Here is a 4,599-nt window from a genome sequence, read left to right as displayed (position 1 = left end):
CTTTTTTATTTTTCTGATTTTCAAAACAGACAAAAAACCGGTATTAGTTATTCACCAATACCAGAAAGTGTAGACCCTAGAATAATAGGCCAGTAGATTACTTAATTGTAGTCTGCTGGCCTATTTTTATGATTAGAAGTTCCGCTGAATTTAAGTGTTATTTTTTTCTAAGATTTCTAACGGTGTTAATTGATCCTAATATGATTTGTTTATCTGTTTCAGTCAAGAGAATATTGTCTAAGTAAAAGGGACTGTTTGGTAGCTTAGATTCTAAGAGGTTCAAGTCTTCTACATTATTTACACCTTCAACGTAAGCATTAATTTCCTTGATAGAGTTTTTTTCGTTCTCTATTTTTTTTATAATGTGTAGTTGGTATTTTTGATCTAATAGTTGTTTGTCAGTCGATTCTGTTACCTTATCAAATCCCAGGACGGAGATATAAAATCTGAATGCAGCCATTTTTATGCTTTGAAAGTTGCCTACTAGTATTTTAAATTTTGGCAGGCTAGATTCAGGTATTTGTATTTGGTTCGATACTGTATTGATTGAGTCGAAATTAATACTTATATAGTCGCAAGCAGACATAAACAATATATATATAGCGTTTTTAATTTGCTCATCACCGCCCCCAAATCCAGTTGCTAATTTTAAAATTATTTCTGGGCTTGGTAGACTGCCACGTTTGCCGTTTTCTAGTTGTGATATATATGGATGGGAAAGACCAGATTTTTCATGCAGTGTACGAACAGTCATGGCGGTTTTCCAGTTTACTCTAGTGAATTTCAAGATAGAAGAAAAATTCGCTTGTGCCATTTTATTCACTCTCCTTTAATAATCATCATATCATTTTTTGGTTGCAAATGAATATTTTTTGTTTTTCGGTTGCTACCGAATAACAATAGTGCTAATATTGGTTTTGTACCAAGAAAGGAGAATAAAAAATGAGCTTTAAACTAAAAGACAGTGAACAGGTTCGCGCTTTAATTAGCTATTCAGGAAAGTCACAACGTACTTTTGCCGAATCAATCAGCGTTAGCCATAGTTACTTGTCACAAATACTTAATGATAAAAGGACCGTTTCCCCTGCCGTGGCTTTAAAAATTGCAGATGGAGTTGGTGAGACAATAGAATCTATTTTTTTACTAGTTTAGGTTGCTGTTGAATAACAAAAATGAGGTCGTCGCATGGGAAAGCATACAAAAAAGGCCTACTTTGCTTTGGAGGGTAGTAGGCCAGATAATAAGGAATGTATGCTTGCCCTTATTTTAACACGTTAGCACGGTTATATGAAGGGAATTTGTAATGAAGAAAACTAAAGATTTAGATGAATTAGTGTTTGAGGCTGGATCACTCGTAACTTTAATAGATGCTTTAGACGATTTTGTTTATGACTACTTCGTTGATAAAAATATTGATCATTCCGAAAAATTGAGCGGACTAATCACCGTTATAAAGCAATATGCAGAAAATCACTATGTAGATATTGATGAGTTTAATACGTTTGGCGGTGATGGAAAACGAAAGAGTTCGCAACGCTTGATAAAGCCATTGATCTGGCCCAGCGAGGCTATGCGGTATACCCACTAATTGAAAACACGAAGAAGCCACCGAAAGGGGTGGCCGGCTACCGAGCCGCAACTAATGACCAGAATACCATCTTTGCATGGTTTGAAAATCACCCAGCCTATAATTTAGGATTACGACTTGATTTATCGGATTTATTGGTTGTCGACATCGACATGCACGATCCAACCAAAAACGGCCGGACTAGCTTGGCACAACTATTTAAGCAAGGCAAGACACTACCGAATGACACTTATATTGAGCGAACGGCTAACGGCGGCGTACATTACTTTTTGAAATACACAGGCGCTAGGACTCGTCAGGTTGGCGCTTGGCCGGGAATCGACTTGTTAACTGATTTCACTGTAATTTCACCAAGTGAAATTAATGGTAAACAATATAAACCTTTAGACGGTCGAACATTGGCTGATATTAAGACGGCTCCTCGATGGTTAGTCGATAAGTTGATGGGGCAAAAAGTGAACTGGTCGTCAGAACACGCTTATACCGCACGCCAAAAGAAGTACACTGGCAAGTTACTGGACGAAATGGTAAACGGAACGGAACAAGGCAATCGGAACGCTTGGTTAACTGCCATGATTGGAAGATTGTTTGCTACCGGCGCAGAGCCAGAAACTGTTTACGAATTAGCTTGTTCAATTAATGAGCGATTTATTGATCAGCCACTAGAAACGAAAGAAATTACCACGATTTATAACTCGATATTGAAACGGGAGATGAAGCGATTTGAACAAGATTCCATCAGAAACTCAAAAATTGCTGGCTAGTTACCATGATAAGAAGCGATTATCCGTAGTTGTATCAAAAGACGGCAACGCCATCGACGAGGGATTGCAACCAATAGATGTAAATTTCATTGAAGCACCCAGTGTGGCAATTTTAGCAGACCCGGAAGCACTGAACGAATTTAATAAACAGCTTAAACAACAAGTGCCATCATGGTTGCATGTTTACTACAAAGCAGACAGTAAGAAAGACCCCAAGCCCATTCTAAAGGCTTTTGTGAGTGAAATTGCATTAGGCGATAAACTGATTCAGCACGATCATTTGATTAGTTTTCCAATGCTGAAAGAGGGGGCCGTTTACCAACTGGCTACTGGGACATGGCGAGTATTTAAGGATAAAGAAGCCGCTGCTTACATTGAAAGCCGCCTGACGCATATTTTAAAGCCGTGGGGCGTTTATAACGATGGAAATATTGTTAGGGTGCGGCGTTACACTCAACGCTTTATGTACCAAGCTAACCGGCGAGACAACCCATTTGACCATGCTAACCCTAATTTAGTTGCCTTTAGAAATGGCACGTTCAATATGGCTACTGGAAAATTAGAGCCTAAAAACCCTGAAAATTATTTGCTGAACGGCCATGATTATGACTTAGACGTTAGTGGCAAAGCAACACCTAACACTAATTCATTACTACATGACATGGTTGGCAATGCCGACACTTTCTTGAAAGAATATATCGGCTATGGTTTCTATCACAGTTACCGGCCATTTCAAAAAATGGTGTTTCTCAGCGGTAATGGTGGCGAGGGTAAGACAACATTTCTCATTGATCTTCTCGCCCAGACGATTTATGGGGCTGATAATTATGCGGCCGTTGCTCCCAACGAATTAGCTGGCAATGACGCACGTTTTAAGCCAGCGCAATTGTATGGTATGGAAGCTAATATCGTTGCTGATATTCCCAAGGGCTATCTTAGCAACACGGCCGTTTTGAAGAAGCTAAGCGGTGGTGATCCAATTGACGCGGAATTTAAAGGCTTACAAAACTTTACTTTCATCAATTATGCCAAGATGATTTTCAGTGCGAATGCCTTACCATCATTTACCGATTCATCTAATGGCATGACAGAACGCTTAGTCCTAATCAAGTTTATCAGTGGTAACACCCGAACAGTCAACAAGGATTTTTGGAAAGAACATGATATGCAGCTCGTTAAGGCTGAAAGAAGCGCATTCGTGTACCAGTGCATTAAAGCATTCATGGCGGCCTTGCAACGGGGATCACTGACTGAAACAGACGATATGAAGCTTGCTCGTGACGAATGGGTAGACCTGAATGACCACTTCGGCCAATTCATTGAAGAAGCTTGTGAGATTGATACCAGCAAGGGCGACGGCGATTCTAGTAAGGACGTAGTGGCTGAATATAAAATGTTTTGTTTGGAAAACAACTACTCCGATAAGACTACCGCACAGACGATCACCGAAAACCTTAAAGCGTATGGGGTGCAAAAAGTTAGAAGCCAGCATGGAATGCACGACCACAATTTCATTTGGCGATTTAGAGGATTAAAGCTCACAAAAAGCTATATCAACCCAGCATTTGAGGAGTAATATCCATAATATCCAAAAGCATATCCAATGTAGTATCCAGAAAATCTCTTAGAGCCACAAGGGACTATCCATAATATCCAACCTTAAACTCATGTTAAAAAAATAAATTCTAAAAAAATAATAGAATATATATTATTATGCGTGCGAGGGAGACCCCATAAATGTTGGATATTATGGATACTATGGGTAAAAACGTTGATATATAGGCATCTTTGACCTATAAAAGTTGGATATATGTTTGGATATTACTATCCATAATTTCGGGAACAGCCCACTAATTACACTAAGGAGATTACAACAATGAAAATCAAGTATCCACAATTGGTCGAAAAGGCCTTTGATATTTTAAGTAAGTCGGTGCCATTAAATATGGCTAAAGCAAATAGCATTAAAGCTGATATTTACCGAGAATTAGTTGCTGAGGGTGTTTTGGATGAGAATGGCCAGCCGACACAATTGGCTTTTGATAAGGGCCTCATTGAAAGCGGACGTCATCAAACACTGGCCGAGTATAAAAAGGAGTTTCCGCAGCTTAAAGGCTTTTCCTCGGATCATTTCAAATTTACGACTGACGGCTGGGGATTTGACAACTACGTTATGCGGTCATTGGCTTACAAGGCGCTAGCTGAAAGTAATAATGAGTATGATCGGCAAAGAGCACTGAATACATT

At 39.2% G+C, this 4,599-nt stretch carries 6 protein-coding genes; 5 read left to right on the top strand and 1 reads right to left on the bottom strand.

Going from position 1 to position 4,599, the window contains the following annotated elements; all coding sequences use genetic code 11:
- Nucleotides 1–157 precede the first annotated feature (157 nt).
- Nucleotides 158–814, bottom strand: coding sequence for a helix-turn-helix domain-containing protein (locus EKM61_RS11395; protein ID WP_068377457.1), 657 nt, complete (start codon nt 812–814; stop codon nt 158–160).
- A 128-nt stretch (nt 815–942) separates the two neighbouring features.
- On the opposite strand from EKM61_RS11395, the gene EKM61_RS11390 reads away from it, so the two are divergent.
- The 5 genes from EKM61_RS11390 to EKM61_RS11370 form a co-directional block, all read left to right on the top strand.
- On the top strand, nt 943–1,152 hold the full coding sequence (locus tag EKM61_RS11390) for a helix-turn-helix domain-containing protein (RefSeq protein ID WP_068226422.1): 210 nt from the start codon (nt 943–945) through the stop codon (nt 1,150–1,152).
- A gap of 151 nt (nt 1,153–1,303) precedes the next feature.
- Entirely contained in the window at nt 1,304–1,588 is a 285-nt protein-coding gene (locus EKM61_RS11385) for a hypothetical protein (RefSeq protein ID WP_225417803.1), read from the top strand.
- Nucleotides 1,549–2,352 carry a bifunctional DNA primase/polymerase gene (locus EKM61_RS11380; protein WP_125636225.1) on the top strand — a complete coding sequence of 268 codons (804 nt, stop codon included), beginning with the start codon at nt 1,549–1,551 and terminating at the stop codon, nt 2,350–2,352. Before EKM61_RS11385 ends, EKM61_RS11380 begins: the two co-directional genes overlap by 40 nt.
- Nucleotides 2,312–3,928 carry a DNA primase family protein gene (locus EKM61_RS11375; RefSeq protein WP_068377466.1) on the top strand — a complete coding sequence of 539 codons (1,617 nt, stop codon included), beginning with the start codon at nt 2,312–2,314 and terminating at the stop codon, nt 3,926–3,928. Before EKM61_RS11380 ends, EKM61_RS11375 begins: the two co-directional genes overlap by 41 nt.
- Before the next feature lie 300 nt (nt 3,929–4,228).
- Nucleotides 4,229–4,599 (top strand): hypothetical protein (locus EKM61_RS11370; protein ID WP_125636223.1); only part of this gene is annotated, 371 nt, incomplete at its 3' end.

It is taken from the genome of Loigolactobacillus backii, from assembly GCF_003946275.1.
Classification (GTDB): Bacteria; Bacillota; Bacilli; order Lactobacillales; family Lactobacillaceae; genus Loigolactobacillus; species Loigolactobacillus backii.
Note: the sequence above shows the minus strand (reverse complement) of the source record. Positions and strands in the feature narration are given on the sequence as shown.